At 63.1% G+C, this 26,337-nt stretch carries 24 protein-coding genes, 1 tRNA gene and 1 pseudogene; 5 read left to right on the top strand and 21 right to left on the bottom strand.

Going from position 1 to position 26,337, the window contains the following annotated elements:
• The 3 genes from NKK52_RS23085 to rsfS all read right to left on the bottom strand — a co-directional run bounded on the left by NKK52_RS23085 (position 1) and on the right by rsfS (position 2,403).
• Positions 1-1,359: a murein hydrolase activator EnvC family protein gene (locus NKK52_RS23085; RefSeq protein ID WP_023715959.1), complete on the bottom strand. Its 1,359-nt coding sequence runs from the start codon at positions 1,357-1,359 to the stop codon at positions 1-3.
• 122 nt (positions 1,360-1,481) lie between these two features.
• Positions 1,482-1,964, bottom strand: coding sequence for a 23S rRNA (pseudouridine(1915)-N(3))-methyltransferase RlmH (gene rlmH / locus NKK52_RS23090; RefSeq protein ID WP_023684125.1), 483 nt, complete (start codon positions 1,962-1,964; stop codon positions 1,482-1,484).
• Positions 1,965-2,025: 61 nt separating this feature from the next.
• Entirely contained in the window at positions 2,026-2,403 is a 378-nt protein-coding gene (gene rsfS / locus NKK52_RS23095) for a ribosome silencing factor (RefSeq protein ID WP_023668698.1), read from the bottom strand.
• 241 nt (positions 2,404-2,644) lie between these two features.
• Between rsfS and NKK52_RS23100 the strand changes: the two genes are divergently transcribed.
• Entirely contained in the window at positions 2,645-3,499 is an 855-nt protein-coding gene (locus tag NKK52_RS23100; protein ID WP_352537831.1) for a mechanosensitive ion channel family protein, read from the top strand.
• Positions 3,500-3,514: 15 nt separating this feature from the next.
• Here NKK52_RS23100 and NKK52_RS23105 read toward each other — a convergent pair whose 3' ends face one another.
• The 5 genes from NKK52_RS23105 to obgE all read right to left on the bottom strand — a co-directional run bounded on the left by NKK52_RS23105 (position 3,515) and on the right by obgE (position 9,122).
• The gene (locus NKK52_RS23105) at positions 3,515-4,783 is read right to left on the bottom strand and encodes an MFS transporter (RefSeq protein WP_502897164.1); all 1,269 of its coding nucleotides are present in this window, start codon (positions 4,781-4,783) and stop codon (positions 3,515-3,517) included.
• Between the two features lie 85 nt (positions 4,784-4,868).
• On the bottom strand, positions 4,869-5,456 hold the full coding sequence (locus NKK52_RS23110) for a nicotinate-nucleotide adenylyltransferase (protein WP_023684122.1): 588 nt from the start codon (positions 5,454-5,456) through the stop codon (positions 4,869-4,871).
• Between the two features lie 163 nt (positions 5,457-5,619).
• A complete protein-coding gene (locus NKK52_RS23115; protein ID WP_023684121.1) occupies positions 5,620-6,906 on the bottom strand; it encodes a glutamate-5-semialdehyde dehydrogenase in 1,287 nt (428 codons plus the stop codon).
• A 3-nt stretch (positions 6,907-6,909) separates the two neighbouring features.
• The gene (gene proB, locus NKK52_RS23120) at positions 6,910-8,088 is read right to left on the bottom strand and encodes a glutamate 5-kinase (RefSeq protein WP_023684120.1); all 1,179 of its coding nucleotides are present in this window, start codon (positions 8,086-8,088) and stop codon (positions 6,910-6,912) included.
• 2 nt (positions 8,089-8,090) lie between these two features.
• Positions 8,091-9,122: a GTPase ObgE gene (obgE, locus tag NKK52_RS23125; protein WP_023668691.1), complete on the bottom strand. Its 1,032-nt coding sequence runs from the start codon at positions 9,120-9,122 to the stop codon at positions 8,091-8,093.
• Between the two features lie 167 nt (positions 9,123-9,289).
• Here obgE and NKK52_RS23130 point away from each other — a divergent pair, with 167 nt between their 5' ends.
• Positions 9,290-10,153 carry an endonuclease/exonuclease/phosphatase family protein gene (locus NKK52_RS23130; protein WP_023668690.1) on the top strand — a complete coding sequence of 288 codons (864 nt, stop codon included), beginning with the start codon at positions 9,290-9,292 and terminating at the stop codon, positions 10,151-10,153.
• Between the two features lie 191 nt (positions 10,154-10,344).
• Here the strand turns inward: NKK52_RS23130 and NKK52_RS23135 are convergent, their stop codons facing one another.
• The 3 genes and pseudogenes from NKK52_RS23135 to NKK52_RS23145 all read right to left on the bottom strand — a co-directional run bounded on the left by NKK52_RS23135 (position 10,345) and on the right by NKK52_RS23145 (position 12,140).
• The gene (locus tag NKK52_RS23135) at positions 10,345-10,932 is read right to left on the bottom strand and encodes a GNAT family N-acetyltransferase (RefSeq protein ID WP_023684119.1); all 588 of its coding nucleotides are present in this window, start codon (positions 10,930-10,932) and stop codon (positions 10,345-10,347) included.
• Between the two features lie 132 nt (positions 10,933-11,064).
• Positions 11,065-11,333: pseudogene (gene rpmA, locus NKK52_RS23140) on the bottom strand (50S ribosomal protein L27).
• A gap of 99 nt (positions 11,334-11,432) precedes the next feature.
• Positions 11,433-12,140: a 50S ribosomal protein L21 gene (locus NKK52_RS23145; RefSeq protein WP_023684118.1), complete on the bottom strand. Its 708-nt coding sequence runs from the start codon at positions 12,138-12,140 to the stop codon at positions 11,433-11,435.
• 367 nt (positions 12,141-12,507) lie between these two features.
• Here NKK52_RS23145 and NKK52_RS23150 point away from each other — a divergent pair.
• Positions 12,508-12,597, top strand: a tRNA-Ser gene (locus NKK52_RS23150).
• A 141-nt stretch (positions 12,598-12,738) separates the two neighbouring features.
• Here NKK52_RS23150 and NKK52_RS23155 read toward each other — a convergent pair.
• On the bottom strand, positions 12,739-14,718 hold the full coding sequence (locus NKK52_RS23155; RefSeq protein ID WP_023684117.1) for a putative bifunctional diguanylate cyclase/phosphodiesterase: 1,980 nt from the start codon (positions 14,716-14,718) through the stop codon (positions 12,739-12,741).
• A gap of 267 nt (positions 14,719-14,985) precedes the next feature.
• Here NKK52_RS23155 and NKK52_RS23160 point away from each other — a divergent pair, with 267 nt between their 5' ends.
• Positions 14,986-16,032 carry a class I SAM-dependent methyltransferase gene (locus NKK52_RS23160; RefSeq protein ID WP_023684116.1) on the top strand — a complete coding sequence of 349 codons (1,047 nt, stop codon included), beginning with the start codon at positions 14,986-14,988 and terminating at the stop codon, positions 16,030-16,032.
• Between the two features lie 276 nt (positions 16,033-16,308).
• Here the strand turns inward: NKK52_RS23160 and NKK52_RS23165 are convergent, their stop codons facing one another.
• Entirely contained in the window at positions 16,309-17,202 is an 894-nt protein-coding gene (locus NKK52_RS23165; RefSeq protein WP_023684115.1) for an SDR family oxidoreductase, read from the bottom strand.
• 126 nt (positions 17,203-17,328) lie between these two features.
• Here NKK52_RS23165 and NKK52_RS23170 point away from each other — a divergent pair, with 126 nt between their 5' ends.
• The gene (locus tag NKK52_RS23170; RefSeq protein ID WP_023684114.1) at positions 17,329-18,267 is read left to right on the top strand and encodes an AraC family transcriptional regulator; all 939 of its coding nucleotides are present in this window, start codon (positions 17,329-17,331) and stop codon (positions 18,265-18,267) included.
• Between the two features lie 769 nt (positions 18,268-19,036).
• Here NKK52_RS23170 and NKK52_RS23175 read toward each other — a convergent pair.
• The 8 genes from NKK52_RS23175 to NKK52_RS23210 form a co-directional block, all read right to left on the bottom strand.
• Entirely contained in the window at positions 19,037-19,189 is a 153-nt protein-coding gene (locus NKK52_RS23175; RefSeq protein WP_023684112.1) for a hypothetical protein, read from the bottom strand.
• Between the two features lie 395 nt (positions 19,190-19,584).
• Complete coding sequence (recQ, locus tag NKK52_RS23180; protein WP_023684111.1) at positions 19,585-21,423, bottom strand: DNA helicase RecQ; 1,839 nt, start codon at positions 21,421-21,423, stop codon at positions 19,585-19,587.
• 261 nt (positions 21,424-21,684) lie between these two features.
• On the bottom strand, positions 21,685-22,023 hold the full coding sequence (locus NKK52_RS23185; protein WP_023684110.1) for a cupin domain-containing protein: 339 nt from the start codon (positions 22,021-22,023) through the stop codon (positions 21,685-21,687).
• A 10-nt stretch (positions 22,024-22,033) separates the two neighbouring features.
• Positions 22,034-22,801 (bottom strand): 2-dehydro-3-deoxy-D-gluconate 5-dehydrogenase KduD, encoded by a 768-nt coding sequence (gene kduD / locus NKK52_RS23190; protein ID WP_023684109.1) that lies wholly within the window; start codon positions 22,799-22,801, stop codon positions 22,034-22,036.
• Positions 22,798-23,655: a 5-dehydro-4-deoxy-D-glucuronate isomerase gene (gene kduI, locus NKK52_RS23195; RefSeq protein WP_023684108.1), complete on the bottom strand. Its 858-nt coding sequence runs from the start codon at positions 23,653-23,655 to the stop codon at positions 22,798-22,800. Before kduI ends, kduD begins: the two co-directional genes overlap by 4 nt.
• A 20-nt stretch (positions 23,656-23,675) precedes the next feature.
• Positions 23,676-24,452, bottom strand: a complete 777-nt coding sequence (locus tag NKK52_RS23200; protein ID WP_023684107.1) for a FadR/GntR family transcriptional regulator — start codon at positions 24,450-24,452, stop codon at positions 23,676-23,678.
• 23 nt (positions 24,453-24,475) lie between these two features.
• A complete protein-coding gene (locus NKK52_RS23205; protein ID WP_023684106.1) occupies positions 24,476-25,756 on the bottom strand; it encodes a TRAP transporter large permease in 1,281 nt (426 codons plus the stop codon).
• Complete coding sequence (locus NKK52_RS23210) at positions 25,757-26,320, bottom strand: TRAP transporter small permease (RefSeq protein ID WP_023684105.1); 564 nt, start codon at positions 26,318-26,320, stop codon at positions 25,757-25,759.
• Positions 26,321-26,337 lie beyond the last annotated feature (17 nt).

Consider the following 26,337-nt stretch of genomic DNA (forward strand, 5'->3'; position numbering starts at 1 on the left):
TCACGTCCTTCCAGAGAAGCGGTCCGCCCACCATGGGGTCGGATCGACGGGTTTTCCATCCTTGCGGAACTCGACATAGAGTTCCGGCGTGGCATTTCCATTCTTCGAGGCCGAGGTGCTTGCCACCCGGGCCTCTCCCATCGCGCCGACCGGCTCTCCTGCGAGCACCGACTGGCCAGACGCGACGCTGATTCTGCTCATCCCCGCCAGAACGACATGATAGCCGTCTCCCGCATTGAGGATCAAGAGTTGACCATAGGAGCGAAAAGGCCCCGCATAAAGCACATTTCCGTCCGCCGGTGCCGTGACGATGGCTCCCGATTGTGTCGCAACCATGTCGCCAAGCATCACCGCGCCGTTACCGTCATCGGCCCCGAAACGCAGCTTGATCTTGCCGGTGACCGGCAGCGAGACCTGTCCCTGAAGTGCCGAAAACGGCGCGGCGGCGGTGAGGCGGTTGCCTTCCGGCACGGGCAGCGAAGCCAGTTCCGTCGACGCGGTTGTGCCTGCATCGGCGTTATCGGCGTCGGGCTTATCGCTGTCGGCCGCTTTCTGCTCGCCTGCCTTGACGGCATCCGCCACCTTGCGGCTCTTGTCGGCCTCAAGCGAAGCGATCAGCTCTTTCAGGCTGCCGGCCTTGGCCGCAAGCGCCTGGGACCGCTGCTTTTCAGCGGCCATCGCCGTCCAGGTGTCCGCCTCGAGCTTCTGCTTGGCTTCGAGCAGCATGGAGAGGCGTTTCTTTTCCGCCGTCTGCTCGCCGACCGCCGCCGTCAGCCGCGTCCGCTCGGCCTCGATCGAGCCCGTCACCCGGGTCTGTTCCCTGAGGTCGGCCAGCAATTTGTCGGTCTGCTGGCGCAGTTCGGGCACCACTGCGCCGAGCAGGATGGCGCTGCGCACCGACGACAGTGCGTCTTCCGGCTTGACCAGGATCGCCGGCGGCGGATTGAGCCCCATGCGCTGCAGCGCCCCCAGCACCTCGGCCAGCACGTCGCGCCGCGCCGCCAGCGAGACACGGATCTTCTGTTCCTCGCCCTTCAGTCCTTCGAGCCTGGCGCCGATATCCTCGATGTCCTGGCCGAGCTTCTGCTCGGTCATCGCCGACTGGATAAGCGCCGCGGTGATCGAGGCATGGTCCTTCTTGACCGAAGCAATGTCGGCGGCGAGCTTGGCCAGCCGTTCGGACGACAGCGTGATCTCGGCCGACACCTTCTCATATTCGGCACGGCTCAGATCGGGGTCGGGCGCCACGTCCAGCGTATTTTCGGCCCGCGCAAGCCCGAGCGACAGCAAAACCACCGCTGCAGCGATGCCGCAGCGCGCGTGCCGAAAGCCCGTTCGTGATTTCCCGTTGTCAGCCATTGAAGCCCGACTCTATGCGTGGCTTCGTTAACGAACCATCAACCATGATCGAACCGAAGCCTAGCACAAAACAGCCGCGCATTGGGGCGGAAATCCGGACGATTGATCCTCGACCCACTGATTTACGAACGGTGGTAGGGATGTCCCGAAAGAATCGTTGCCGCCCGATAGAGCTGCTCGCCCAGCATGACGCGCACCAGTTGGTGCGGCCAGGTCGCCGCGCCGAACGAGACTATCAGCTCAGCCTGATCGCGAATCGACTGGTCGTGCCCGTCGGCGCCGCCAATGGCGATGACCAACGCCTTGCGTCCGCCATCGCGCAGCTGGCCGATACGGCTGGCGAAATCGTCTGAGGACAGGTTTTTGCCGCGTTCGTCGAGCAGGAACAGCGCCGTGCCCGGCTGCAGCTGTGCCTGCAGCTTCTGGCCTTCCTCGCGGCGGCGCTCATTGGCGTTCTGGGCTCGTCCCTCGGCGATCTCGGCGACACCAGAGAATTCGAACCCGATCGCCGGGCCGCTCTTGGCGAAACGCTCGAAATAGCGGTCGGCGAGTTCTCTCTCGGGGCCGGCCTTCATCCGGCCCACGGCATGAACTGCTATCTTCATCCCTGCCTCGGCGAGCTTTCAATCCATGTCGCACCCGGATGGTTACGACATGAGACGGAGCTCAGTGCAAGGTCTCTTCCTCAAGGTCCGGCGCCTGCCACATCTTTTCAAGATTGTAGAATTCGCGGACTTCTGGGCGGAAGACATGGACGATGATGTCGCCTGAATCGATCAGGACCCAGTCGGCGCCGGACAGCCCCTCGACGCGCGCCGTGCCGAGACCGGCATCCTTGAGCGCCTTGAGGAGGTGGTCGGCGACAGCCGAGACATGACGGTGCGACCGGCCCGACGCGATGACCATATAGTCGCCGAGGCTCGATTTCCGCTGAATGTCGATTGAGACAATATTTTCGGCCTTGGAGTCTTCCAGACTGGCAAGGACTGTCTTGATGGCACGGGACACGGCGTCATCTACGCTGATCCTGGCCGGCGAAGGCATGATGTCAGCCTTCTTCCGCAATGCTGTTCTCAGTGTATTTCCTTTCGCAGCAAGAACAACCAAATCACCCACGAAATCAGGTGACACCCTATAGATAGGCAGAGTTCCCTTGCAGTTTCAAGACGGGAGGCCCTGCCACCGCGAACGCAGTGCAAGACTTCCGGTTCCGGAGCCTTGAGAAAAATCGGAACCCATGGCCGCGGCAGGGGTTATCGACACACCCCCCAAACGGATTTTCCTGATGCCAATCGACCCCCAGAACACGCTGCTCACCGTGCAGGCTGGCCTTGCGCAACTCAGCACACTGATCGTTTCCTATTCCTTCTCCGCCATCGGCGCCATCATCCTGCTGGTCGTCGGCTATCTCGTCGCCGGGCTCGCAGAACGATCGATCTCAGCCGGCCTCGGCCATATCCATGGTTTCGACGCGACGCTGCGCCATTTCTTCTCGAAGATCGTGCGCTACGCCATCCTGATCCTGGTGGTCATCATGGTGCTCGGCCAGTTCGGCGTTCAGACGGCCTCGATCATCGCCGCCATCGGCGCCATCGGGCTGGCAATCGGCCTGGCGCTGCAAGGCACGCTGCAGAACATCGCCGCAGGCATCATGCTTCTGGCGCTCAGGCCATTCCGCATCGGCGAATATGTCGAGGTCGGCGCCATTTCCGGCACCGTCGAGGAAATCGGCCTGTTCGCCACCAAGCTCCGCACGACAGACGGCGTCTATGTGCTGGCGCCCAATTCGACGCTATGGAACCAGCCGGTGCGCAATTTTACCCGCAACGGCGTGCGCCGCGGCGATATCACGCTGAGCATCGGCTCCTGGAACGACATCGACTTGGCGCAGAAAACCATGCTGGGCGTTGCCGGCAGCGAGCGCCGCGTCAAGCGAGAGCCGGCGCCGATCGCCTTCGTTGCCACCGTGGGCGATGCCAGCGTCGCCATCACCTTGCGCTATTGGACCACGGCGGCGGATTTCTTCGCCACCCAGATCGATCTCACCAAACGCGTCAAGCAGGCCTTCGACGCCGAAGCCATTTCGGTTCCCGCACCTCCGCCGGAGGCCCGACAGGAAACTGCCGCCACCAGGCAGTAGGAGCTGTGAAACCGTTCAGCGCTGATCTTCCGGGGCGTAGGCGAGCTCCACCGGCAATGGCGCCTGCGCCGACATCGGCGCGAAACTGCCGGTCGCCGTGGCGGGAACGGCCTGCGTCGTCGCCACTCGCCACAGCACGAACAGGCAGAACACGGTGGCGATGATGATCGCCACATAGATGAAGGCCTGCGTTCCATAGACGGCCGACAGGGCCGTCACGATACCTGGCACGATGAAACCCGACAGCGACCAGGCAAACAGCAGCGAACTCGACAGCGCCACCATGTCGTCCTTGCCGGCGCGATCGGCGGCGTGTGCGCTGGCCAGCGAATAGATCGATTCCGAAGCGCCGTCCCAGATCACATAGATCACCACCAGCACCGCCAGAGCGCCACCGTCAAAGCCGATAGCCAGAATACCGGCAACGATGGCCAGTGCCGCAGCGCCGGCCAGCACGTAACGGCGATCGGTACGATCCGAAATCCAGCCGAGCGGGATCTGCAGGATCAGCGTGCCGACGGGCATGGCCGACAAAAGCAGCGCCACATCGGCCTGGCTGTAGCCCTTGGCCGTGGCATGGATCGGTGCGAACCCGGCGATCGCCATCGACAGGCCGCCGACGGCCAGCATGCCGGCCACGCCGACCGGCGAGATCCGCCAGGCGCGGCCAAGCGCCACGGAGGCTGCGCGAGGTGGCGGCGGTTGAGCCAACCGCGTCATGCCGACCGGCAGGATCGACACCGCGGTGAAGGCAATGCCGATCAGCGGCGCCTGCGCCGTCGCGATGTCGACCGCCGCCAGCAGGGCATAGCCGACGCCAAGTCCGGCGACATAGGCGACGTAAAACACCGCCATCACCCGGCCGCGAATGGCGTTTGCGACGGCATCGTTGAGCCAGCTCTGGGCGACGATGAACAGGCCGCATATTGCAAAACCGTAAAGCGCGCGCGCCGCGATCCACAGCAGCGGGTAGGTGCCGGCGCCAATGGCAGCATTCGACAGCGCTATCAGCGCCGACAGCACCATGAAGGCGCGGGCGTGCCCGACGCGGCGCACCAGCGGCCCGGTCAGGATGCAGCCGGCAAGTCCGCCGGCGGAAAGGCCGGTGATGATCAACCCGGCCCAGGTCGGATCGAAGCGCTCGACCCCAAGCCGGACCGGGATATAGGCGAACATCAACCCGTTGCCGACCGCGATCAGCGCCATCGACACGATTACGCTGGCAATGGCGATCACGGGCGCCGGCGGGGCGCCATGATTGTGGTCGATGTCGGTCTGGTTCACTGAATTGGCCATATCCAGCGCAGCATCGCCCAGCGGATCGCGAAAGGCCGCCGTAAAAGCGACATCGGCGATCTGGCCTTACGAGTTACCCCTTGGCTTGCTTGCGAATAGCACTCGATGACAGCGACGAACGCGGGCCGTGAATAAAAGTCCAGGCCGGCGCCTTCATGCGCGCGAGCCGGGGCGCGTCACCCTCGTCGACGCGGGCATAGTCGAACGTCTTGGCCACGACCGAGGACAGGAAGGACAGCGTCGCGCCCGGGCGGTCGATGACGGCGATCGGGAAGGTCATGACGATCTGGCGCCAGCGCTGCCAGCGGTGGAAATCGCGAAGCGAGTCGGCGCCCATGATCCAGACGAAATCGACGCCGGGATTGCGTGCCTTGACCAGCGCCAGCGTGTCGGCGGTGAAGCGGATATGATGCGCCGCCTCGAAGGCGGTGACCTTGATCTTCGGGTTCTTGGCAATCTGCTCCGACTGCAGCAGCCGGTCGCTCAGCGGCGCCAATTCCCTGGTGCTCTTCAGCGGATTGCCTGGCGTCACCATCCACCACAATTGGTCGAGCGCGAGGCGCCGCAAGGCAATTTCCGCCACCAGCGCATGGCCGGCATGCGGCGGGTTGAACGATCCGCCGAACAGGCCGACGGCGAGGCCCTTTTCGGCATGCGGCATGCGGAGGTAGTGCGAGGAAAGAGGCGCCCCACCCTCCCCCTTGTGGGGAGGGTCGATCCGCGAAGCGGAGCGGGGTGGGGGGATTGCAGAATTCAGCGTCGTACCCCCACCCGGCTCGCTGCGCTCGCCACCCTCCCCACAAGGGGGAGGGTAAGGCCAGCGCTCAAGGCCTCACCTGTCCCGACCCGCGCACGCGGTATTTGAACGAGGTCAGCTGCTCGACACCAACCGGTCCGCGCGCGTGCATCTTGCCGGTGGCGATGCCGATCTCGGCGCCCATGCCGAACTCGCCGCCATCGGCGAACTGGGTGGAGGCATTGTGCAGGAGAATCGCCGAGTCGATCTCGCTGAAGAAGCGCTGCACAGCCTTTGCATCCTCGGCGATGATCGCCTCTGTGTGGTGTGAGGAGAACGTCTCGATATGGTCGATGGCGCCGGCAATCCCGTCGACCAGTTTTACCGCGATGATGGCGTCGAGATATTCGGTCACCCAGTCGGCATCGGTCGCCGGCTTGGCGTCGAAGAACAGCTTCATCACTTCCTGATCGGCATGGATCTCGCAGCCGGCGGCGCGTAGCGCGTCGAGGATCGGCACCAGATGTGTGGAGGCCACCGCGCGGTCGACCAGCAAAGTCTCTGCAGCGCCACAGACACCGGTGCGCCGCATCTTGGCGTTGACGGCGATCCTGACCGCCATGTCGAGATCGGCCGAGCGGTCGATGTAGAGATGGCAGATGCCTTCAAGATGGGCAAAGACCGGCACCCGCGCCTCGCTCTGGACGCGCCCGACCAGGCTCTTGCCGCCCCGCGGAATGATGACGTCGAGATTGCCGCCAAGCCCTTTCAGCATCTCGCCGACGGCGGCGCGGTCGGTGGTCGGCACCAGCTGAATGGCGTCTTCCGGCAGGCCGGCGGCCTTCAGCCCCTCGACCAGGCAGGCATGAATGGCGGCGGACGAATTGAGCGAGTCCGAGCCGCCGCGCAGGATCACCGGATTGCCGGCCTTGAGGCAGAGCGCGCCGGCATCCGCCGTCACATTCGGCCGGCTTTCATAAATGACGCCGACAACGCCGAGCGGCGTGCGCACGCGCTCGATCTGCAGGCCGTTGGGGCGATCCCAGGCGGCAATCACATCGCCGACCGGGTCCCTGAGCTCGGCGATTTCACGGATGCCATCCGCCATGGCACGGGTGCGCGCCGGATCGAGCTTCAACCGGTCCATGAAGGAGCCGGACAAGCCCGATTCGTGTCCGTTAGAGACATCGATGGCGTTGGCATCGAGAATCTGCTGCTGGCGCGCGATGATCGCGTCGGCCATGGCGAGAAGTGCGGCATCCTTGGCGGCGGCGGTCGCAATCGCCAACGGTCGGGCGGCCGCGCGGGCACGGCGGCCGATATCAGCCATCAGCGCGACGGTGTCATCCCCGGATTGTTCATGCAACTTCAGCATGTCTCATCCTCCGCTTACCTCGCCCCCGGCCCATACCTGGCCGGCAGCCCGTATCTGGTCACCCGGATCGCTCACCACCAGATCGTCGCGGTGGATCATCGCCGAGCGCGCCTCGTAGCCGAGCACGGTTTCGATCTCCGCTGTCTTCAGGCCTGCGATCCTTACGGCATCGGCGGCATCGTAGGCAACAAGCCCGCGCGCGATCTCGCGCCCTTCCGGCGACAGGATGGCCACCGTGTCACCGCGCGAGAAATTGCCGCTGACCAGCCTGACGCCGGCCGGCAGCAAAGATTTGCCGGACAGCAGCGCGCCGATGGCGCCGGCGTCGACGGTGAGCCGCCCGGCCGGTTCGAGCTGGCCGGCGATCCAGGTCTTGTAGCCTTTCACCGGATTGGCGCTCGGCCTGAAGAAGGTGGCGCGCTCGCCACGCTCGATCGCCATCAGTGGCGACAGCCTGGTGCCCGAGGTGATGATCATGGCGGTGCCGGCGGCGGTGGCGATCTTGCCGGCATCGAGCTTGGTGCGCATGCCGCCGCGCGACAGTTCGGATGCGGCCGCCCCGGCCATAGCCTCGATATCGGGCGTGATGCGGTCGACCACCGGAATGAATTTTGCATCGGGATCGCGCGCCGGCGGCGCCGTATAGAGCCCGTCAATGTCGGAGAGCAGCACCAGCAGGTCGGCGCCCATCATCGTCGCCACCCGGGCCGCCAGCCGGTCATTGTCGCCATAGCGGATTTCGGAGGTCGCCACCGTGTCGTTCTCATTGATGACCGGCACCGCCTTCATCTTGAGCAGCGTCGAGATCGTCGCGCGGGCATTCAGATAGCGGCGGCGCTCTTCGGTGTCGCCGAGCGTCAGCAGGATCTGGCCTGATTTCAGCGCGCCCTTGCCCAGCGCGTCCGACCACGCGCCGGCCAGCGCGATCTGGCCGACGGCCGCAGCCGCCTGGCTTTCTTCCAGCTTCAGCGCCCGTTTGCCGAGACCGAGAATGGTGCGGCCGAGCGCAATGGCGCCGGAGGACACGACCAGGATCTCGGCGCCACCATTGGCCAGCACCGCAATATCCTCGGCAAGCGAGGCAAGCCAGTCGCGCTTCAGGCCGCTGGTGCGGTCGACCAGCAAGGCCGAACCGATCTTGACCGTGATGCGCCGGTATTTTGTCAGCGACTGCGCCGTCATCGCTATCGGTCCCAGCGGGTCTCGACGGGAGCGGCAGCCCTGTCGCGCGCTTCGCCGACAACCGCCATCAGCGCGCGCAGCACCGCTTCGACGCCCTCGCCGGTGGCCGCCGACAGCAGCATCGGCGCGCGGCCGGCAGCGCGTTTGAGCGACGCAACCTTCTTCTTGCGCTCATCGGCATCGAGGATATCGACCTGGCTGAGCGCCACGATCTCGACCTTCTCGATCAGCCCATTGCCATAGGCGTCGAGCTCGGCGCGCACGGTCTTATAGGCTTTGCCCGGATTTTCCTCCTGCGCCGAAACCAGATGCAAAAGCACACGCGTGCGCTCGACATGGCCGAGGAACCGGTCGCCGATGCCGACACCCTCATGCGCGCCCTCGATGAGGCCCGGAATGTCGGCGATGACGAATTCGCGCGCATCGATGCGGGCAACGCCGAGACCTGGATGCAGCGTGGTGAAGGGGTAGTCGGCGATCTTTGGCTTGGCTGCGGTGACGGTTGCCAGAAAAGTCGACTTGCCGGCATTGGGCAGCCCGACCAGGCCGGCGTCGGCAATCAGCTTCAGCCGCAGCCAGACATTCATCTCTTCGCCGGGCTGGCCCGGATTGGCGCGGCGAGGCGCCTGGTTGGTCGAGGTCTTGAAATGCTGGTTGCCGAAGCCGCCATTGCCGCCCTTGGCCAGCAGGAAGCGCTGGCCGACCACGGTCAGGTCACAGATCAGCGTCTCATTGTCCTCGGCAAACACCTGGGTTCCGGCCGGCACCTTGAGCGTCACATCGGCGCCCTTGGCGCCGGTCATGTTGCGGCCCATGCCGTGGACACCGGTCTTGGCCTTGAAGTGCTGCTGGTAGCGATAGTCGATCAGCGTGTTCAGCCCATTGACCGCTTCCAGCCAGACATCGCCGCCGCGGCCACCGTCGCCGCCATCCGGGCCGCCGAACTCGATGAATTTTTCGCGCCGGAACGACACAGAGCCGGCGCCACCGTCGCCGGAGCGGATATAAACCTTGGCTTGATCGAGAAATTTCATTGGACTACGCAGTTTCTGTTGGCCTTGCGGCTTTGCTTTAGATCTTGCGCCTTGCTCTAAACCAAGGCGCGGCCAAGGGCGAGGCCGTTTTGCGACTAAAGCGCCGGATGCCCTTTTGTCGGGGACGCGGTAGCAGTGTTCGCGGACGGACCTTGAGGGGCGCGGGAATGAAGGTTGTGAGCTACAACATCCAGTACGGTATCGGTCTGGATGGCCGCTACGATCTCGGCCGCATCACCGAGGCGGTTCGCGGCGCCGACGTGATCGCGCTGCAGGAAGTGACCCGCAACAATCCGAGGAACGGCAACCGCGACATGGTCGCCGAGATCGGTGAGGCGCTGCCCGAATATTTTGCCGCCTACGGCAGCAATTTCGAGGTCAATGTCGGCTCGCGCCTGGAGGCCGGCCGCGCCATCACCACCACTTTCCAGCTCGGCAACATGGTGCTGTCGAAGACGCCGATCCATCTGTCGCGCAATCTGCTTTTGCCGCGCAGCCGCAGCCTTGAGGCGATGAACTTCCAGCGCGGCGCACTCGAGGCGCTGGTCGAGACCCCGCTCGGCTTCATCCGCTTCTATTCCACGCATCTCGACCATCGCAGTCCGGTTGAGCGCGCCAGCCAGATCCGTTTCCTGCGCCAGCGCCTGTTGAACTATGCCTTCGAGGGCGGCGGTCTCTCCGGCATTCCCGAGATCGGCCTGCCGGACCTGCCCTATCCCGAAGCCTTCATCGTCATGGGCGACTTCAACATGCTGCCCGGCTCGCCCGAATATGTCGAACTCGTCGGCCGCCCGGACCATGAATTCGGCATGCCCTTGACCGCCGATCTCGCCGTCGACGTCGCCCAGCGCCTGAACACACCAGACGTCGTCACCTGGGTCGATCCCACGCGACCCGAAGACACAAGCCGCCACAAGCGCATCGACTACATCTTTACCTCGGCCTCGCTCGCCGGATCGCTGAAGCGCCTGTGGGTCGACCCGCAAGCGGTCGGTTCGGACCATCTCCCGATTTGGGTCGAGATGGGCTGAGTTGAGCCCGATCCACAACCAACGTTTCCAAACCTGTCGTTTGGAGGCACGCGCCTAGGTGTTGAGATTCAGGTCAGGCCGAGCCGAAAACACTGGTTTTCGAGAACCGGAGCGGAGTGTACTTAAGTACGTGCACCGGAAGCGCATAAGACCCGCGTTTGCAGGCCGGCCTCACCTGAATATCAAAACACCTAGAAATGCACCCAGTTTCGAAGACTGATCCAGGTCTTTCTGTCCAGCCGGTACCGCTCGACCGGCACCTGGCCGGCGACGATCGAGTTCAGCATGCCCTGGCCGGCATACTGGAAGCCGCATTTGTGGATGACCCGGCGCGAGGCCGGATTGATCACCCGCGTCGAAGCCTGCAGCACGTGGATCGACGTCCGTTGGAAGGCAAGGTCGACCAACGCGTGCGCGGCCTCCGTCGCATAGCCGCGCTTCCAATAGGGCTCGCCGATCCAGTAGCCGAGTTCCAGCCCTCGATCGGTCATGTTGAGGCCGGCGCAGCCGACGAAAATGTCGGTGCCGGCGAGCGTCAGGGCGTAGGCGATGCCGGCCCGGCGCGACCGGGTCATAGCCAGGAAGGCGCGTGCCTCGGCCTCGCCATAGGGGTGCGGCATGCGGGCCAGCATCTCGGCGACGTGACGGTTGTCGGCAAGCTCGACCAGTTGCGCGATGTCGGCTTCACACGGGGCGCGCATCACCAGCCGCTCCGTGGCCAGCACCGGGCAATCTATCGCGTAACTTTCGTCTTCGGTGTCTTCCGCTTCGGCAACCATTCGACGTCCTCCAGGCAAGAAAAAAGGGGAGATGGAAAACCCATCTCCCCTGATCCTTTTCCTGGCTCCATTCACTGGTTTGGCCAGACACCGGTTCCCGAGATGGGCGCCGGTTTTATAGTGCGGAACCGGCTACTCCGCGGCTTTGGTAATCGGGTTGACCGATACGTAGGTTCGGCCGTTGGCTTTTTGTTAAAGGTGACTGCGCCGGTCTCGAGCGCAAAAAGGGTGTGGTCCGTGCCCATGCCGACATTGACGCCGGGATGCCAGGTGGTGCCGCGTTGACGGATGATGATGTTGCCCGGGATGACGGCTTCGCCGCCGAACTTCTTCACGCCCAGACGCTTGGAATGCGAGTCGCGACCGTTGCGCGACGAGCCGCCAGCTTTCTTGTGTGCCATCTAACTAACTCCGATGCGCCCTGGGGCGCTTGAATGGTCTTATGAACGCGTTCGCGTTCCGTTTCAAGTCCGATCCGGCGACCTTGTCGCCGGTTCGTTTTACTTCTTCGCCAGTTCCTTGGCCTGCTCGCGCCAGTCGTTGATCTGGTCGGTGCTGAAGGGCATGTGCGCGTCGATCTTGGCCACGTCCTTGTCCGACAGCTTGGCAAGCTGGGCGAAGGTGGTGATGCCCTGCTCGTGCAGCTGGCCGGCGGCAACCGGGCCGATGCCCTTGATCACGGCCAAATCGTCCGGCTCGCCCTTCGGCGCCTTGAACAGCGGCGCGGCGACGGCGGCCTCCGTCTTGGCTTCATCCTTCGGAGCAACCTCGGCTTTGGCTTCCTTCTTCGCCTTGGCTTCCTTCGTCGCGGCCTCGGCCTTCGCCTCGGGCGCTACGTCAGCCTTGACTTCCTTGGCTTCCACCTTGGCTGCGGCCTTCTTGGAAGGCTTGGCGCCACCCAGCAGGATCTCGGCGATCCGCACGGTGGTCAGAAGCTGGCGGTGGCCGATCTTGCGGCGCGAATTCTGCCGGCGGCGCTTCTTGAAAGCGATGACGGTGCGGTTCTTGCCCTGCTCGACGACTTCCGCCGTGACCAGAGCGCCATCGACGAACGGGGCGCCGAAGGTGACATTTTCGCCTTCGCCATGGGCGAGGACGCTGCCGATTTCGACGATATCGCCGACATTGGCTTCGAGCTTCTCGATCTTCAGGAGATCGTTGGCGGCAACGCGATACTGCTTACCGCCCGTTTTAATGACTGCGAACATTTTTTGCCTTTCGCTGTTCGGTCGGCCTCGATGAGCCGCGTCACGCGGTTCGGCCGTCTTTTTGTCAGTCTGCGGGTTCGAAAAACAAGCGGCGTGGAAGAACCCTCCACGCCGATTGCGCGCTTCCCCTAACCGAAGGTTCGGTACGAGTCAAGGCAAACGGCCGGATTCCTTGGCCATGCGGCCTCCTTGCCGCGCCCGATCCCTCTGGTCGAGACCGGTTGGCCTATCTGCCGACGTGGCCGCGGCGCAGCCCTCCCGGCAAAGCCCGCACAGGAAGCTGAATTTCCCCGCGGATTTGGCCTTGTAACCTGCCCGCCCAGCCGTTATCTAGTGCGCCGCGCCGGCAACGGCCGACCATGACCGCGGAGAGGTGGCAGAGTGGTCGAATGCACCGCACTCGAAATGCGGCATGGGTGCAAGCCCATCGGGGGTTCGAATCCCTCCCTCTCCGCCACCCTACGCCCTGCGGGCTTCGGGTGGCAGGCCACCCGGAACCGCATCTGGGCGTAGGAGTGTCGCCCGAAGCTACGAAGTAGCGTAGGGGGGACCGGAACGAAGCAGGATGCCCTCCGAAGCTTCAGCGTAGAGGCTGCCGCTAGGCAACAAGGCCTTGCCTTATTTGGTTAACCTCTTCGATCGGGACTGGATGCCCGGTGAGGAAGCCCTGCATCAAATTTACCCCCAGGCGCTGCAGCAATATGTACTGCTCCTCCGTTTCGACGCCCTCGGCGAGCACGACATGGCCGAGATTGCGAAGCAGCCCGACCATGTCCCGCAACAGGCTCAAGCCACGAGACGTCTGGCAATCGTGGAGGAAGCTGCGATCAATCTTGACCACGTCGAATTTGAAGCGGCGGAGCCATGTCAAGCCGGCAAATCCCGTTCCGAAGTCGTCCAGCCAGATCTGAACGCCGAGTTTTCGCAACCGCTCCACGTTTCTTACCGCTTGCGCCTCCAGAAAGATGTCACTGCCTTCGGTGATTTCGATGGCCAGTTTCTGGGGCGCAAGGCCGTGCCTGCCAAGAATCTCGGTGATCCGGAGTGAAAAGTTAGGAGCCTTGAGCTGAAGAACGGAGACGTTCACCGTCACGACCGAGCCCAATCCGTATTCCGCCATGTCACCGCAGGCTCGATCGATCAGCCACGTACCCAGTTCCACGATCGCTCCGGTCTGCTCGGCAACGGGTATGAATACGGACGGACTGATCATGGTGCCGTCGAAGTCGCATACCCGCATCAGACTCTCGTGGCCCAGCACGCGTCCCGACGCCAGCTCGCGAATTGGCTGGTAGGCGACAGAAACGAGCTGGTTGGAAACTGCCACCTTCAGCAGTTCTGAAAGATTTTCGCCGGAGCGATCCTGGCTGGTGGCATGCGGGTCGTAAATCGTGAACGTAGCCCGACCGGCAAACTTGGACGCGTAGAGCGCGCGGTCAGCTTCCTGCAGCAGGATTCTAAGCTCTATGCTCTGATCGGCGCGCGTCAACGACGCCCCGGCACTGATCGTTACGATGTTGAGCTTGTCGCCCCGATCAGGGTGGTAGATATCCAAATCCTCTACAGCGCGACAGAATTTCTTCGTTATCTCATGAAGGTGAGCCCGCCCGGTGACCTTGCAGAGAATGACGAATTCTTCTCCGCCATAGCGGGCCGCGATGGCGTTGTTGGCAGCCGCCATCTCGGAGAGGACATGGGCGAGTTTGATCAGGCAATCGTCGCCGGCCTGATGACCAAGTCCGTCATTGAACCTTTTGAAGTAGTCGACGTCGATCAGAATGAGCCCTATCTCGTCGTCGTCCGCGGCCCAGTCTTCGCGCAGCTCCGAGAATTCTCGAATGATCGCCCTGCGGTTCTTCATTCCCGTGAGCGGATCGGTGTCGGCGATTTCGGTTAGCTTTTGCCCCTTCTTGATAGCAGCCTGCTCCTGGAATTGTGCCCGAAGCGCGTGCAGGAAGGTCTGGTAACGCTCCAGGCTCAGCCGCCACGAAAGATAAAGCGACAAGACGAGGCAGTTCACGAAATAGGCCGACAACACGACCCGACCGGCGATGTCGGCCTGAAGGGAGAACATCGCGGCGTACACAAAGCTTGCGGCGACCGTCGCGGAGGCAAGGGCTGAAAGCCAAAAACGGAAGTTGAAGAACAGATTCGCACCCAGGATGAACACGGTGCCAAAAACCATGAAATGGGAGAGGGCATCCTGATGCTCTGTTCCAACAGCGGAGACGAGCCACCCAAGGGCACCGGATACAATCGCCAGCGCTGCTACAAGGTGCAAGGTGGCAAGGGCAAAGCCCCGTCGGGCGACAAATTCGACAAGCGCCAGGGAAGTGATCCCTAGCGTAACGCGCGTCAAAACAAGCCGGCCGGCGATATCCGGAAAAAGAAACCAATCGAAAAGGCCATAGGCCACATAGCTGAATACAGCAGCCGCAATACCCCATCGCACAAGGCTGCGATTCTCATCGGCATCCTTCTGCAGGAACAGTGTCAGGAGTTCCGGATCGGCGGAATGCCACCGCGGACGTCCAATCGCTGCCGCCACCTTCTGGGCAACGTCCTCGCTCAGTTGCATCGCAACGCTCCTCCGCGATCTGCAGTAGCGAATGCAACAGCCGACGTCGCCTGCGGTCGGGGAATGAAGACGTCCCTGTCCGCAAGAAAAGTCAGATGTCGCTAACCGAGGGTAAACGGGCGGTTCGGATTTAGCCAGTTTGCAGGATTGATGGCCGTTCCGTTGATTAAAATTTTACTAAAATTTTATTAAAATTGTTAGCATTGGTTGGCGGCGCACCTATGCTGCTGGCCGGGGACCGGGGCGGTAAACCGGAGAGTAAACGGCATGCCTATCAAGCCAAAACTGCAGCTCGACCAATACAGCCTGGTCACCACCAGGCTGATGAAGAAACATGTTGCGACCTCCGAAGAGGCGGCTGACTCCGACGAGTTGAGGGACAGCACGGCCCAGCTCGCCCTGATACTGGACCTTGCTCATCAAGCCTTTGCGCGAAACAAACCGGCCGCCCCCGTCGTCCATCGTTTGGCGGGGCGACTCCACAAGCTCCGCCGGCAGGTTGCTACCGCGGTTTGGCAGAAACTCGTTCCTTTGGCTCAGCAGCATCGGGTCGCGGAATATTTGCTCCAGGACCCGTTCACGCGGTGGTCGGTCGAAAAACCGCGCGGGTATTCGGGCGATGCAGGCCTGCTGGATATTTACTACAAGCATCCGATCGCCGACGAGATCGTGGCCTCGTCGACCTTACTTGGTCGGCAAATCTATGCGTACACCAGTGAAGCTGCCAGTTCGGTGGCGGGGCGCGAGCGGCGGGATATTCTGGCCAGGACCGTGGACGAGACGGCCAGCAGTGTGGAAAAGGCTGAGGTGCTGGCGATTGCCTGCGGCCACCTCAGGGAAGCCGAACGCTCCGACGCGTTGGCCAGGCATAAACTGCAACGTTGGATCGGCCTGGATCAGGACCCCGTCAGCGTAGCCACGGTGAACCACGACTTTGCCGGCACGGCAGTCGAGGCAGTCCAGGGTTCCGTACGCGGCATCCTACGCCGCGCCTACGCCCTTGGCACATTCGATCTCGTCTACGCATCGGGGCTTTACGATTACCTGCCGCGTGCCATCGGCGTCCGCCTGCTTCAAAGAGCCATGGAACTCGTCAAGCCCGGTGGCGAATTCCTGTTTGCCAATTTCAGCGACGAGATAACGACGGATGGTTACATGGAGACTTTCATGGATTGGCCGCTCATCCTACGTTCGGCCGACGATATGTGGGACATCATCAATGCCGCCCTCGGCGGGAGTCCTTTCGACGCGAAAGTCTACTATGGCTCGAACCGGAATATCGTTTACGGCAAGGTGAGGAAGGGCGATCTCTAACTAGGCGCGGGAATCGCGCGCGCATCCCCGTAACAAGGTAGGTCTGCCATGACGAGGCCATGCCTTCGCCGGCTTTCCGGCGACGGGCGAGCAGGTCGTCCGGGCTGCGGGCGGCCTACGCCGTGTTCGTTCTGCTTGCCGCCATACAGATGTGGCGGCGGTTCCAGCAGCACGACGGTGCTGCCCGCTCGGCGGGCTGCGTCTGGCCGTGTTGCTGGCACTGCCGCTGATCGCCAGGCTGTCGGTCGTGCAATGCAACGCGACTGGCCGGCCTGATCAGGCCTCGAAATAGCGGGCACGATCGAGATCGGCGATGAGCCCCGGCCCGGTCGGCTGCCATCCCAGCGCAGTGCGGGTCTGCTCACTTGACGCCGACAAGTCCCTGCCGATGAAATGCCCGAGAAAGCCGAAATGCGCAGCCGCGTCCTCGGGGCCTATGGAAGCGACCGGCAGGCCGAGCCGGCGGCCGATGATCTCGGCGATCTCTTTGCTCGCCACGCCCTGTTCGGCAACCGCATGATAGCTGACGCCGCCCGCCCCCTTCTCCACCGCCAGCCTGTACAGGGTGGCGGCGTCGAACCGGTGCACCGCCGCCCAGCGATTTGCGCCGTCGCCAACATAGGCCGAGACGCCCTTTTCACGCGCAATGGCAATCAGCATCGGCACGAAACCGTGATCGCCCTCGCCATGGACGGTCGGCGCCAGCCGCACCGTCGATGCGCGCACCCCGCGCGCTGCGAGCGCCACGGCCGTTGCTTCCGAAGCGCGCGGCATGGCGGCCGATGGAGGCGCGGGTTTGTCGTCTTCGGTTGCCGGCCTTCCCTGCGCAAAACCGGCGAGGCCGGAGGTGACAAGCAGCGGCCGCTCGGAACCCTCGAGCGCCGCGCCGAGCGTTTCGATGGCGCGCTGGTCAACTGCGCAACTGGCGGCGAATCTCGAAAAGTCGTGGTTGAAGGCCGTGTGGATGACGCCATCCGATTGGGTAGCGCCGCTGCGCAGGCTGTCGAAATCCTCGATATCGCCGCGATGCGCCTCGGCACCCGCGGCCACGATCGACTCCGCACCTGCTTCCGACCGCGCGAGGCCAAGCACCTGATGGCCCGCCCCGACCAATTCCCGCACAACAGCCGAACCGACAAAACCGGTAGCCCCGGTAACGAACACACGCATGATGATTTCTCCTTGTTTTCATCGATGACTGCACAAAGCAGCCGTTGCCGAAGGAGATAGAAGGTTGAGATCATACGATCTATGCGGTAAAATCCGAGATATCTTCGCAATCGTCCGAGAACCCTCATGGATCCGCTGTCAGACGTGCTGTCGCTGCTGAAGCCGCGCAATTACCTGTCCGCCGGCCTGGAAGCCGGTGGCGACTGGGCGATCCAGTTTCCTGACCAGCAGGCCGCCATCAAATGCGGCGCCGTGGTGTCCGGCCGATGCTGGCTGTCGGTCGAGGGCGTCCCTGACGCGGTGCGGCTGGACGTGGGCGACTGCTTCCTGTTGCCGCGCGGCCGGCCTTTCCGCCTTGCCAGCGATCTCGGCCTGCCGACGGTCGATGCGCGAACGATCTTTTCACCGGCGCGGACCGGCGGCATCACCGTCCATAATGGCGGCGGCGATTTCCTCCTGGTCAGCAGTCGCTTCACGCTGTCCGGCGACCATGCCGGCATCCTCTTGCGGATGCTGCCGCCCATCGTCCACATCCGCGGCGAGAGCGACCATTCGGCGCTTCGCTGGCCGGTGGAGCGGATGATGCAGGAATTGCGCCAGCGGCGTCCCGGCGGCTTTCTCATCGTCGAGCACCTCGCCCACATGATCCTGATCGAGGCCTTGCGCCTGCATATGACCGCGCAAGGCAATGTCGGCTGGCTGTTCGCACTTACCGACAGGCAGATCGGCGCGGCGATCGGCGCCATGCACGAGGACCCGGCGCATGGCTGGACATTGCAGCAACTGGCGGAGCGCGCGGGCATGTCGCGATCGACTTTTGCGCTCAGATTCAAGCAGACGGTCGGGGCCTCACCCCTGGATTATCTGACGCGCTGGCGCATGATGCTGGCCGGCGACAGGCTGATGCATTCCGGCGATCCGGTTTCCGTCATCGCGCTGGCGCTCGGCTACGAATCCGAAAGCGCCTTCAGCACGGCATTCAAGCGCGTCATGGGCTGTTCGCCGCGGCAGTACAGCCGCCGGGAGCCGGACCTGACTGCGCAGGCCGAACGCGAAGCCGCCTGAGGCGGCGATCCGATCGCCTTGATCACCTTGCCCTTAAAGGCTGAAGCGCGAACGAAACTCGGTGAACGACATCGCCAGATGGTTCTCGTCCACATGGCCGGTGATTCCGTCCACACTGCGCGAGTCGAGTTGTAGCGGGCGAGCCAGAGCGGACAATTGCCGAAGCCGCTCGGATTTCCCAGCGCGCTTCGACCGCTGCGGCCCTTCTGCTCAGATCGATCCCTTGCTTGCTCCATGGCATGCGCTTGACAATCGACTGATTCGCAACCCTTCGGGAATATAAGTATTTCAGTTAACTTAGGGATAATCGGCAGCAGGAACTAGATTTCAGACGCTCAATTGGCACGAGCAAAATCGCGTTTTTCATGCTTTCAGAATGACTTGCTCGCGTGCTGGCGGTTAACCGGCACCAACTTCTCCGATTTCCTTGCCTCTACGGCTGGGTAGCGCAATAGGGTTAATTGCGCGATTGCTAATATGCCTATATCTTAGGCGGCGCGGGGGGCCTCATATCTTCCCGCAGTGGCCGGTGCGGTGAAGCCCCACAAGCATGCCCAACCTGCACCGGCCATTCCCTATGGCTGGGTATGGTGTTCCCGCTCGGCAATCTTTTCCAAGAGCTTCCGTGAAGCCTCTAGGACGCGTCGCGTTTCGGCGATGGTCGATTGCAGGGAGTCCAGTTGGCTCTCCGCTCGGAGCTGGCTACGGCGGGCGCTTTCAATGAACTGGTGGTCAGGTTCCCACCGGTCTTTCATCGGGCTTAGCCTCTCTACAGACGAACGAACTTGTCGAGAAGCAGGCGTATCCGCTGGCCCTCAGCATAGGACAGCGCAAACGGTTCAATCACGAATGATCGGGTAATTTCCTGGTCTTCCTTGGCCACAGGAACGGACCATTCGCCGCCGGCTTCGACCACTTCCACGCAAGGCAATGCTTTGCGGATTGGACCCACGTTTCCACCACAGCCTCTATACGAAAAGCAATGGTAACCTCGAGTTTTATACTCCCGTCGAAAGCGGGTTTTCAACAACAAAGATGGTCTGAATCATACCATTCGGGTCAGGGATAGCGGCTGCCGACGTAGCGTCTCCAAGGCCGAGAAAACCGCCATCCGCGCGCAACAGCGGGTTTCCATAGTCACGGCTACATCCGAAGAATCGACCGCATAGATTCAGGAATGTGTGTTGTCGTCACGGTTCCATACAATTTAGAAGGCCATTCCCCTACGGCTGGGTAGCGCCAAAATGAAAGGATAAGCGGGCGGGCAAGTTGAAGGCGTACTGATGCCGGATCGGGCTTTGGTCCAGCAAAACCCTTTCAGCCTGGCGTCTCGGAAAGGTGCGCGGCAATGGCGCTCACAAAAGCCTTGCCGAACTCCTTGAGTTTGGCGGCGCCGACGCCATTCACTTCGGCAAAATCGTCGAGGTCTTGCGGACGACGCTCGGCCATGTCGATCAGTGTACGATCCGAAAACACCACATAGGCCGGCACCTGGCGTTCCTTGGCCAGCCGCAGCCGCACCGTCTTGAGCGCCGCGAGCAGCGACGCATCGACATTTTCGCTCTGAGGGCTCTGCCCGGCACGAGCCGCGCGGCGCGCGGCGCGCGTGCGCATCTCGACCCGATACTGGAACGGCACCTCGCCCCGGCCGAGTGCGTGGCCCTTGTCCGCGATGGCCAACCCGCCATGGCCGGCCGGGTCCGGCATCAGGAAACCGTTCGCGACCAGCTGGCGAATCATAGATTGCCAAAAATCCTTCTTGTGCGCGGCGCCATTGCCGAAGGCTGCCAGCCTGTGATGCCCCCTTGCCGCGATCTTTTCAGTCTCGTGGCCGATCAGGATGTCGATGACATGGCCGGCGCCGAAGCGCTCGCCGCTCTGCGCCACCGCCGCCAGGATGAGGCGCGCCTCGGCGGTGCCGTCGGCGCGCGGCGCCTGTTCCAGGCAATTGTCGCAATTGCCGCAAGGGACCGCCTCTTCACCGAAATAACCGAGCAGCACCTGGCGGCGGCACTCGGCCGTCTCGCAATAGCCGATCAGCGTATCGAGCCGGCCATGCGAGCGACGCTTGTGTTCGACAGCGGCGTCCTCGTCGTCGATGAACATGCGGCGCATGCGGATGTCGCCAAGGCCGTAAAGCATATGCGCCTCCGCCGCCCGGCCGTCGCGACCGGCGCGGCCGATTTCCTGGTAATAGGCTTCGAGGCTGCCCGGCAGGTCGGTGTGGAAGACATAGGCGACATCAGGCTTGTCGATCCCCATGCCGAAGGCGATGGTCGCCACCATGACGACGCCCGACAGGGTCATGAAGGCGTTTTGATTCGCATCGCGCGCCTCCTTGCTCATCCCGGCGTGATAGGCGAGCGCGGTGACGCCGTTCTTTTCGAGGAATGCCGCCATCTCTTCGGTCTTCTTGCGCGACAGGCAGTAGACGATGCCGCTGCGCCCCTGATGGCGCTCGATGAAGTTGAGCAACTGCCGCTTGCTGTCCTGCTTGGGCTCGATGGCAAGCTTGATGTTGGGCCGGTCGAAGCCAAGCACCTGCGTTTCGACACGCCCGCCAAACAGCCGTCTCTCGATGTCTGCCCGCGTCGTCTCGTCCGCCGTCGCCGTCACCGCAATGATCGGTACGTCGGGAAAGATGCCACGCAGCTGCGACAGGTCTTCATATTCGCGCCGGAACGCCGGCCCCCACTGCGAAATGCAATGCGCCTCGTCGATGGCGATCAGGCTGACATCGAGCCTGGCAAGCGCATCCAGCATCCGCTCGGTCATCAGCCGTTCCGGCGCGAGGTAGAGCAGCCGCGTCTGGCCCGACGCGACGCGGCGCCATGCCGCGACATTGGCATCACGATCGATCGAGGAATTGATCGTATCGGCGGCGACGCCGGCGAGGCGCAGTGCCGCGACCTGATCCTGCATCAGCGCCACGAGCGGCGAAACGACAATGGTCAGCCCACCCTTGACCAGCGCCGGAACCTGGTAGCACAGCGATTTGCCGGCACCCGTCGGCATGACCGCCAGCACGTGGCGGCCGCCAAGCAGCGCCTCCATCACTGCGGCCTGTCCGGGACGGAAATCGTCGAAACCGAACACGTCCTTGAGGACACGTCGTTTGGGATCGTGCGTCGGTACGCTCGTCGTCGATATCTGCATCACTGATGTTTTCGATCGGCCGCCCGAAGCAGCGGCGTGGACAGAACGATTAGCGCAGCCCCTGCGTGACCACAACAAGCAGCAGCAACACCCCACCGGCGATCGACCTGGTTGGCATCGTTAAACCTATCTTCACCATGTTGCGGCACCGTCAAACCCTGCGGCGATGTTTCGAGTACCGCTGCGCCACGAGCGCACAGGCAACAGCCCGCGCCTCCCCAGGAGGCGCGGGTTTCCTGTTTCTGGAATTGCCGAAAAGGTTCAGGCCAGGAAATCGGCGCGGTGCGGGGTAAAGCTGTCGACCAGGCGCCCGGCCTCCAGCGCCTTGACGCCGTGCACCAGATTGGACGGCACGATGAAGCTGCCGCCGGTCTCGATGGTCGCGGTGCGGCCGTCGATGGTCACCTCGAAGCGACCTTCGGCGACATAGCTGGCCTGGACATGCGGGTGCGAATGCAGTGCGCCGACGCCGCCCTTGTCGAAGCCGAACTCGACCATCATCAGCTCATCGGTGGAGACGAGAACGCGGCGTCTGTTGCCGTCCGGCGTCGGCGTCCAGGCGCTCTCGCCGGGCTGTGCGAAAATCTTGGCTTCAATCATGACCATCTCCTCATCGCGCCAGCCAGCCGCCGTCCACGGGAACCACCGCGCCATGCATATAGTCGGACGCTGGCGCCAGCAGGAACACGGCGGCATCGCCTATGTCTTCCGGCCCGCCCCAACGTCCCGCCGGGATGCGTGCCAGGATGGCAGCACTGCGGTCGGGATCGGCGCGCAACGCCTCGGTGTTGTTGGTTTCGATATAGCCGGGCGCAATGGCGTTGACGTTGATGCCTTTTGCCGCCCATTCGCAGGCAAGCAGCCGGGTTATGCCGAGCGCGCCATGTTTCGACGCGGTGTAGGACGCGACACGAATACCGCCCTGGAAACTCAGCACCGAGGCGATGTTGACGATCTTGCCGCGCTGCCCGGAATCGGCCAGCACGCGCCTGGCAAAACCCTGGCTGAGGAAGAACAGCGTCTTCAGATTGACGTCGATGACGTCGTCCCAATCGGCCTCGGAGAAATCGACCGCATCGGCGCGGCGGATGATGCCGGCATTGTTGACCAGCCCGTCGATCGGGCCGGTCTTCTCCCACACCTGGTCGAGCATGGCCTTGGCGGCAACATGATCGGCAAGATCGCATCGCACCGCCTCGAACTGGCCACCGGCTTCCGCGACTTGTCTTTCCGTGTCGTCCATCGCCGAGCGGCCGACACCGATGACGGTGCCGCCGGCGCGCGCGATCGAGACGGCGATGCCTTGGCCGATGCCGGTGTTCGCGCCGGTGACCAGGATACGCTTGCCGGCCAGGCTGAAGGAGGAAGGGCCGCTCAACGCAATTCACCCAGCGGCACCGGGTCGACATCGGTGTAGTCGACATTGTCGCCGGCCATCGCCCAGATGAAGGCATAGTTCGAGGTGCCGGCCCCCGAATGGATCGACCAGCCCGGCGACAGCACCGCCTCCTCGTTGGCCATCACCAGATGCCGCGTTTCGTCCGGCTCGCCCATGAAATGGAAGACGCGCGCCGTCTCCGGCAGGTCGAAATAGAGATAGGCCTCCATGCGCCGGTCATGCACATGGCAAGGCATGGTGTTCCACACCGAGCCCGGCGCCAGTTGGGTCATACCGACCACCAGTTGGCAGGTCTTGACGCCATCGGCATGGATGAACTGGAAGATGGAGCGTTCGTTGCAGGTTTCCTTGCTGCCGAGATCGAGGCGCTTGGCATCGCCAATGCGGATCAGCCGGTTGGGATGGGTGTGATGCGCAGGCGCGCTGAGCAGATAGAATTTGGCCAGTGCGCCCTCATCGGCCGATGCGAACGAAACGTCGGTGCTGCCCATGCCGAGATAGAGCATGTCGCGCGCCTGCAACTGGTGGGCCTCGCCATTCGCCGTCACCGAGCCGGCGCCGCCGATATTGACGATGATCAACTCGCGGCGATCGAGAAAATTCCTGGTCCCCGTTGGCTTGATCGCTTCCAGCGGCAGCGCTGTCCCTTCCGGCACGGCGCCGCCGACGATCATGCGGTCATAATGGGCATAGGTCAGGCTGACGCGTCCCGGCTGGAACAGGTCGTCAATATGGAAGTTGTGCCGCAGTTCGTCGGTGCCCATAGAAGCCGCGGCAACCGGGTCGATGGCGAAACGCGAGGTGAAATCGGTATGCGGGTGACTTTGAGACATTACTGCTCCGGCTGAAATGGTTATTCGGATGCCGTCGCCCTGACCGAGTCGGCATAAAAGACCTGGCGGGCGTGCAGGCGCTCGCGGTAGCGCTGCTGGCTGGCGGTGAGATGGGTGCGCATCGCCTCGCGCGCGGCTTCGGCGTCGCCTGACGTGATCGCATTCAGGATCACCAGATGCTCGCGCTGCAGCCCGCGCTGATAGCTGTCGGATTGCACAAGTTCCGTCGACCAGGGCGAGGTCACGTCGCAGGGAATGGCGCGGCGTCCGAGCACATCGAGCATCTCGACATAGAACGGGTTGTTGGTGGCGCTGGCGATTGCCCGGTGGAAGGCGAGATCGGCCGGACCGGTCGGCTCGCTGTTGAGAAGCAGCCGTTCGAATTCGAAGAACGCTTCCTGGATCGCTGCTTCCTGCGCGGCGTTGCGGCGAATGGCGGCGAGCCCGGCCGATTCGATTTCGACGGCCAGGCGCACTTCGAGCACATTGAGCGCGATGGAATCCTTGCTGCCCATGTCGGCGGCGAGCGCGCCGAACATCGTTGAGATGTGCTCGGTGACGAACACGCCTGCGCCCTGGCGCGCCTCGACCAGCCCGTCGGCGGCGAGCTTGGCCAGCGCTTCGCGGATGACGGTGCGGCTGACGCCGAAGGTCTCGGTCAGCTGGCCCTCGGTCGGCAATTTGTGGCCGGGCAGGATCTCGCCCGCCTGCAACTGCTTGCGGATCGCCGCAACGACGGTCTCCGACAGTTTGGGTTTTCTCTCGACCCTGAGATCAACAGCGCTATCCGATGCCATATCGCACCCCTGTTTGAAGACGCCTATTTGAACACGCTCGGCAACCAGAGCGAAATCGCCGGAATATAGGTCACCAGCCCCAGAACCACGATGCCCGCGCCATAGAACGGCCAGATCGAGCGCATCGCTTCCCAGACCGTAATCTTGCCGACGGCACAGGCGACGAACTGCACCGTGCCGACCGGTGGCGTGTTGAGGCCAATGCCGAGATTGAGGATGGTGATGACGCCGAAATGCACGGGGTCGACGCCGTAATGGGTGACCAGCGGCAGGAAGATCGGCGTGCAGATGATGATCATCGGCCCCATGTCCATGAAGGTGCCGAGCAGCAGCATCAAGACGTTGAGCAGAAGCAGCACCACCAGCGGATCGGTGGAGATGGCGTTCATGCCTGCGATCAGCAACACCGGCACTTTGAGATAGGCCATCAGCCAGCTGAACGAGGCCGCCGTGCCGATGATCAGCAGCACCATTGAGGTCGTGCGCACCGCGCCCTTTGTGGCATGGACGAAATCGCCCCAGGCCATCGACCGGTAGACGAAGACGGTGACCAGCAAAGCGTAGATGATGGCGATGCAGGAGCTTTCCGTCGCCGTGAAAATGCCCGAGCGAACGCCGCCGAAGATGATCCCGATGAGCAGAAGTCCGGGGATGGCGATGACCGCCAGCTGGCCGACACGCGAGAAGCCGGGAAAAGCCTCGACCGGGTAGCCGCGGCTGCGGGCGACGAAATAGGCGGTGACCATCAGCGAAGCGGCGAACAGCAGACCAGGCAGGATACCGGCGGTGAACAGGTCGGCGATCGAAATCTTGCCGCCGCCGGCGATCGAATAGATGATCATGTTCTGCGACGGCGGCAGAAGCAGCGCGATCAGCGCCGCCATCGAGGTGACGTTGACGGCATAGTCGGCTCCGTAGCCGCGCGCTTTCATCTGCGGGATCATCAGCCCGCCGACGGCAGCGGCTTCCGCCACAGCCGAGCCGGAAATGCCGCCGAACAACGTCGCGGCGATGATGTTGACCTGACCGAGCCCACCGCGGACATGACCGACCAGCGAGCCGGCAAAGGAAACGATGCGCTGCGCGATGCCGCCGCGCACCATCAGGTCGCCGGCAAAGATGAAGAACGGGATCGCCATCAGCGAGAACGCCGACATGCCCGACTTCAATTGCTGGAACACCACCAGGGGCGGCAGGCCGAGATAAAGCACGGTGGCGAAGGACGCCGCACCCAGGCAAAAGGCGATCGGCGTGCCGGCAAACATCAAAAGCGTGAAGACGCCAAACAGGATCCAGAGTTCCATCTAGGCCTCCTGCACGGCCGGCATTTCCGGCACTTCTTCGAGATTGATATCCTTGTCGATGTCGGCGCCGGACCAGCGCAGCGCGATGCGTTCGGCCGAGAACAGGCAGATCAGAAAGCCGCCGGCAACCAGCGGCAGATAGTCGAAACCGCCGGGAAGTTCGAGCGCCGGGATGATGGTCCGCCAGGTCAGCCCGACCAGCTTGCAGCCGTACCAGACCATGCCGATGCCGAAGCCTAACGCGATCAGGTCGGACAGGGTGCGCAGCGCCCATTTGCTGCCCTTGGGCAGGATATAGAGCAGCACGTCGAAGCCCATATGGTAATTCTCGCGCACGCCGACGGCAGCGCCCAGGAAAATGAACCAGTTCATCAGCATGATGGCGGTGACTTCGGTCCAGCTCGGTGACGCGTTGAGCACGAAGCGGGAAAACACCTGGTAGGCAACAAGCGCGGTCATGGCGACCATCCCGATGCCCGCGAGATAGAGCGCACCGTCGCAAATCTTCGAAAGCACCGCGCTGAAGCGCGGTGGCGCTCCGCTCCTGGCCGTTCCCGCAGTCATCCGATCCTCCCGGTCTT

The organism is Mesorhizobium sp. C277A (assembly GCF_040324395.1).
Classification (GTDB): domain Bacteria; phylum Pseudomonadota; class Alphaproteobacteria; order Rhizobiales; family Rhizobiaceae; genus Mesorhizobium.